This window comes from Catenibacterium sp. UBA627, assembly GCF_002299355.1.
Taxonomy (GTDB): Bacteria; Bacillota_I; Bacilli_A; order Erysipelotrichales; family Coprobacillaceae; genus Catenibacterium; species Catenibacterium mitsuoka.
This window is the reverse complement of record NZ_DBPF01000009.1, coordinates 1-5,487: the sequence shown is the minus strand read 5'-3', so window position 1 is coordinate 5,487 and position 5,487 is coordinate 1. Positions and strand designations below refer to the sequence as shown.

Here is a 5,487-nt window from a genome sequence, read left to right as displayed (position 1 = left end):
ATTTGAAGATATCCTTTATCTTACTACCAATAGGTTTATAATTAAGCAATTTCTTGATTTCTTCCTTGTCTAAGTATTCTTCAATATAACCACAATTCTCACAAATATAGAAAGTCTTCTTTGCGGTATTTCCCTCTTTGAATATAGCGAAAACTTGCGAAGGCTTATTAATATGATTCGTTATTTGAGAAATATTACCACCACCATTTTCATGGAGCTGATCTTTAATAATAATAATTTTATCGTGATTACATTTTGGACAGATTCCAGTCTTTTTCATAGTGAGTTCTCCTTATACCGTTACAATAGTTGTATATTCTTTATAATGTTTTAATACATCAGGATCAATCTCATTATCAGTAATGACTGCATCAAAATTAAAGAGATCATAGAAGATATAAAAGTCAGAACGATTAAACTTAGTGGAATCTACAAGTAAATATCTATTCTTCGCATTATCTAAAGGTATTCCTTGTGATTCTCCTTCTTCTAATGAATAAGTTGTAATACCACTATTAAAGATACCATTGCACCCAATAAAGGCTTTTGTATATCTTAATTTACTTAATACCATATTTGTGATTGGACCTACAAAGGTATTTGTATTACTACGATATTCTCCACCTGTTAACATTACATCAGTAGGAGTATGACCACTCAAGATATTAAATACTGCAAGAGAATTCGTAACCACTCTAATATTACGTCCACATAACTGCTCAGCTAATAACTGAATAGTAGTACCAGGACCTAAGAATATAGTTTCTCCTTCTTGAATAAGACTTGCTGCTTTATGCGCAATTCTTGTTTTTTCTTCTATCTGTACAGAAGACTTCTCTAAATGAGAACGTTCATGATCCATACTAAAAGATAAACTCTGTGCACCACCATGCACTCTTAATAACTTACCAGATTTCTCTAATTCATCTAAATCTCTTCTTGCAGTCATATCAGAGACTTCTAATTGTTCCATGATTTCATTGATTGATATGATTCCTTTTTGATTGACCATCTGCGTAATTCTTACAAGACGTTCTTTCTTTAACATGTTTTCACTCTCCTTGTCAGTGTCAGTATATCATTCAAGATTTTCCTAATCAACACAAATCAAACAAAAACGAACATTTATAAATTAATTACGTATATATTTTAACATGATTGTTTGTAATTGTTTAATTAAATGTTTTATAATGTTTATTTTTGTTGACAAATGGTGTGAATGCGATTACAATGTGCTTGTAAACGAAAGAGGCCGATTCGTTAATTAGAAAAAAGGAGATTGACACAATGACTAAAGATGAATTAAGTATGGTAGGCTTTGAAATCGTAGCTTACTCAGGAGATGCAAGAAGTACTTTATTAGAATTATTAAAAGAAATGCGTGCAGGTAATTTTGATAATGTAGAAGAAAAGTTAAAGGATGCAGATGCAAACATTAATTTAGCACATCAGTCTCAGACAACTATTCTTCAGCAGGAAGCACGTGGTGAGGATATGGAAATGGGATTTATCTTCATTCATGGTCAGGATCATTTAATGACAACAATATTATTAAGAGATGTTATTGAGGACTTTATTACTTTATATAGAGAGAGGGGAACAAAATAATGTTAGACGCTGTCATTAAGAAAATCGAAAAGGGTAAACCATTTTTCGATAAAATTGCTCAAAATATTTATTTAGGTGCTGTACGTGATGGCTTCTTAACAGCAATGCCAGCCATCTTATTCTCAAGTGTATTTATCTTAGCTGCTTCAATTCCAGAAATCTTTGGAATTAAGTTACCAGCAGATGTCTCAACATGGTTATGGAAAGTCTATAACTATTCAATGGGTATTGTTGGTTTACTAGTATCAGCAACAACTGCAAAGTGCTTAGCTGAAAGCATGAATCGTCGTTTACCAGAAGGTAAAGTAATCAACACAACTTCAGTTATGCTTGCAAGTATTTGTGGTTTCTTTATGTTAGCAGTCAGTGATGTAAAGCTTGGTATCTCTACTACTTATTTAGGTACTAAAGGTTTACTTGCTTCATTCATCGCTGCATTCATCACAGTTAAGATGTATAAGTTCTGTGTTGAAAAAGATGTCACTATTCATATGCCAAAAGAAGTGCCAGGTACAATCTCTCAGATGTTCAGAGATGTGTTCCCATTCTCTTTCTCAGTATTGGTATGTGTTATTATTGATTTAATTGTTCGTAATTTATTTGGTTATACTTTTGCAGAAGCAATCATCACATTATTACAGCCATTATTCACAGCTGCAGATGGTTATTTAGGAATCTGTATTATCTGGGGTGCAATGGCAATGTTCTGGTTCGTTGGTGTACATGGTCCAAGTATTGTTGAACCAGCTATCGCTGCAATCATCTACGCAAACGTAGATGCAAACTTAGTATTATTTAAAGCAGGACATCAGGCTGCAAATGTATTAACAGTAGGTTTAGGTAACTTCGTAGGTACAATGGGTGGTACAGGTGCTACTCTAGTTGTTCCATTCTTATTTATGTTATTTGCTAGATCTAAACAGTTAAAAGCTGTTGGTAAAACAACTTTCATTCCAGTATGTTTCGCAGTTAATGAACCATTATTATTTGCGACTCCAATCGTATTAAACCCATATTTCTTTGTTCCATTCTTACTTGCACCAATGGTGAACGTATCATTATTCAAGTTCTTCGTTGATGTATTAAAGATGAACTCATTCATTTATGTATTACCTTGGGCTACTCCTGCTCCAATTGGTTTGATTTTAGGTACAGGTATTAGTTTCTTAGCTGTATTACTTGCTGTATTATTAATCGTAGTAGATGGTATTATTTACTTACCATTCGTTAAAGCATATGATGCTTCATTATTAGAAGAAGAAAAACAGAAAGAAGCTTTAGAAGCATTAGAAGAACAGGTTAAAGAAGAAGAAACTGAAACAAATGAACCTCTTCAATTAGATAAGAAAATCAATGTATTAGTATTATGTGTAGGTGCTGGTACAAGTGCTATGTTTGCGAATGCTGTTAAAGAAGGGGCTAAAGAAACTGGTTTACCAGTAGATGCCACTGCAAGTGCTTATGGTAATCACTATGATATCTTAAAGAACTATGATGTTGTTGTCTTATCTCCACAGGTACAGGCTCATTTAGAAGAAGTAAAACAGGATGCGAAAGAAGGTACTAAAGTCATTGCAACTAAGGGTGCTCAATATATTCAGTTAACTCGTGATCCTAAGGGTGCTGTTGAATTTATCGTTGAACAGGAAAAGGAAGGTTAAGTACATGAAATTCTCTGATGATTTTATCTTTGGTGGCGCTACAGCTGCTTATCAGTGTGAAGGTAGTACATTAGAATATGGTAAAGGTAAAGTGTCTTGGGACGACTTTCTTGCAAAGCAGGGTCGCTTCAAGGCAGATCCTGCCAGTGATTTCTACCACCAGTATGGACAAGACTTAAAACTATGTAAAATGTTTGGTATTAATGGAATTCGTATCTCAATTTCATGGGCACGTATCTTCCCTGATGGTACAGGAAAAATCAATCAGGAAGGTATTGATTTCTATCATAGAGTATTTCAGGAATGTCATAAGAATAATGTAGAACCATTTATCACTTTACATCACTTTGATACACCGGATACTTTATATCAGAAGGGTGATTTCTTAAATAGAGAAACAGTGGATGCATTTGTAGACTATGCAAAATTCTGTTTTGAAGAATATAAGGATGAAGTTAAATATTGGTTTACTTTCAATGAAATCTGGGCAGTAGCTACAAACACTTATATTGAAGGAACATTCCCTAATGGTGAAAAATATAATATGACAAAAGCATTCCAGATCATGCATAATATGATGCTTGCTCATGCGAAAGCTGTTGTTGCTTATAAAGAAGCAGGATATAAAGGACAGATTGGCTGCGTACAGTCATTAGAATATAAGTATCCTTATGATGAAAATAGTTTAGATGATATCCAGGCTGCAAAGAACGAAGATGTATTACAGAACCAGTTCTTATTAGATGCAACATTCAAAGGATATTACTCTACTGAAACAATGGAAATTGTAGATCGTTTAGTGGCAATCAATAATGGTCAACTAGATTTAAGAGATGAAGACTTTGAAGTCATGAAGAAAGCAGCAATCTTAATTGACTATATGGGTATGAACTATTACCAGTCACGTTTCATTCAGTACTATGATGGTGAGAATGATATCCATCATAATGGAACTGGTGAAAAGGGTACTTCACGTTTCTGTTTAAAGAATGTAGGACGTAGAATGGAAAAAGAAGGTATTCCTAGAACTGACTGGGACTGGTTAATTCATCCAGAAAGTATGTTTGATATGTTAGTGCGTATTCGTCAGCAGTATCCAAACTACAAGTGTATCTATATTACAGAAAATGGTATGGGTTATAAAGACGAATTTGTAGATGGTGTCATTGATGATGCTCCAAGAATTGATTACATCAAGAAACATCTACAGTATGCACTTAAAGCAGTTGAAGCAGGTGTAAATGTAAAAGGCTATTTTGTATGGTCTCTCATGGATATGTTCTCATGGACTAATGGTTATAATAAACGTTATGGTTTATTCTATGTAGACTATGAAACACAGAAACGTTATCCAAAAGCAAGTGCTTATTGGTATAAGAGAGTATCAGAAACGAAAGAGGTGTAGTTATGAATTCTTATAAAGGAGTTATATTTGATTTTAATGGAACATTGTTCTTTGACAACCCAAAGCATGTATTAGCCTGGGGAAAGATTTCCGAGGAAATAAGACATCATGGAATCAGCGAAGAAGAGCTACATGAACATTTCAATGGTGTTCCTAATAATAAGATCATAGAATACTTATTTAATGATCAGTGTACAGAAGAACAGAAACAGAAATATTCTTTACTTAAAGAACAATACTATCGTGAGTTCTGTAAGGAAGATAAAGAAACATTCCATTTAGTTGCTGGAGCAACAGAATTCTTTGATAAACTTAAAAACAACAACATTCCATTTACTATCGCAAGTGCATCCATTAAACCAAATATTGATTTCTTTGTAGAATCATTCCATCTTGATCATTGGATCAATCCTGATGATATTGTATATGATGATGGAACTTATGAGAATAAAATCATGATGTTCAAGAAAGCAGCACATATTTTAGGACTAGAAGTAAGTGATTGCTTAATCATCGAAGACTCCCTAAGTGGTATTGAAAATGCCTATAAAGCAGGATGTAGAAATATAATCGTAATCGATTCTGCAAATAAAAAAGATGAATATCAGAAGTTACCTGGCGTAACAAAAGTGATTGATACTTTTAAAGAGATTTAAGAAAGAGCCATCCACCAGGGATGGCTTTTATTATGGAGGATAAAACATGAAGGCAAGTGTAGTAAGAGAAGAATTTAAATCAAATAAACATAATCAATTATTAGAAGACTTATATGAAGATAGTAGCTTAGTCAATTATCAGAAAGATAGATATGCC

At 33.4% G+C, this 5,487-nt stretch carries 6 protein-coding genes; 4 read left to right on the top strand and 2 right to left on the bottom strand.

The window, feature by feature from the left end:
- Together B2S90_RS00685 and B2S90_RS00680 are read right to left on the bottom strand one after the other, a co-directional pair.
- Window positions 1-280: hypothetical protein (locus B2S90_RS00685; protein WP_286696375.1), on the bottom strand; the 280-nt coding region annotated here is incomplete at its 3' end.
- A 12-nt stretch (window positions 281-292) separates the two neighbouring features.
- Entirely contained in the window at window positions 293-1,048 is a 756-nt protein-coding gene (locus B2S90_RS00680; protein ID WP_006504438.1) for a DeoR/GlpR family DNA-binding transcription regulator, read from the bottom strand.
- A gap of 239 nt (window positions 1,049-1,287) precedes the next feature.
- Between B2S90_RS00680 and B2S90_RS00675 the strand changes: the two genes are divergently transcribed.
- From B2S90_RS00675 to B2S90_RS00660, 4 genes are read left to right on the top strand one after another with little or no spacing between them, the layout of a single operon-like run.
- Window positions 1,288-1,608, top strand: coding sequence for a PTS lactose/cellobiose transporter subunit IIA (locus B2S90_RS00675; RefSeq protein WP_006504439.1), 321 nt, complete (start codon window positions 1,288-1,290; stop codon window positions 1,606-1,608).
- Window positions 1,608-3,269 carry a PTS transporter subunit EIIC gene (locus B2S90_RS00670; RefSeq protein WP_006504440.1) on the top strand — a complete coding sequence of 554 codons (1,662 nt, stop codon included), beginning with the start codon at window positions 1,608-1,610 and terminating at the stop codon, window positions 3,267-3,269. Before B2S90_RS00675 ends, B2S90_RS00670 begins: the two co-directional genes overlap by 1 nt.
- A gap of 4 nt (window positions 3,270-3,273) precedes the next feature.
- Complete coding sequence (gene lacG, locus B2S90_RS00665; protein WP_278861146.1) at window positions 3,274-4,674, top strand: 6-phospho-beta-galactosidase; 1,401 nt, start codon at window positions 3,274-3,276, stop codon at window positions 4,672-4,674.
- 2 nt (window positions 4,675-4,676) lie between these two features.
- The gene (locus tag B2S90_RS00660) at window positions 4,677-5,330 is read left to right on the top strand and encodes an HAD family hydrolase (protein ID WP_278861145.1); all 654 of its coding nucleotides are present in this window, start codon (window positions 4,677-4,679) and stop codon (window positions 5,328-5,330) included.
- The last annotated feature ends 157 nt before the right edge of the window (window positions 5,331-5,487 follow it).

Bases quoted from the DNA above. Each gene is read 5' to 3' on its own strand.
- B2S90_RS00660 (WP_278861145.1), top strand. From the start codon at position 4,677: ATGAATTCTTATAAAGGAGTTATATTTGATTTTAATGGAACATTGTTC.
- B2S90_RS00675 (WP_006504439.1), top strand. From the start codon at position 1,288: ATGACTAAAGATGAATTAAGTATGGTAGGCTTTGAAATCGTAGCTTAC.
- B2S90_RS00670 (WP_006504440.1), top strand. From the start codon at position 1,608: ATGTTAGACGCTGTCATTAAGAAAATCGAAAAGGGTAAACCATTTTTC.
- B2S90_RS00680 (WP_006504438.1), bottom strand. From the start codon at position 1,048: ATGTTAAAGAAAGAACGTCTTGTAAGAATTACGCAGATGGTCAATCAA.
- lacG (WP_278861146.1), top strand. From the start codon at position 3,274: ATGAAATTCTCTGATGATTTTATCTTTGGTGGCGCTACAGCTGCTTAT.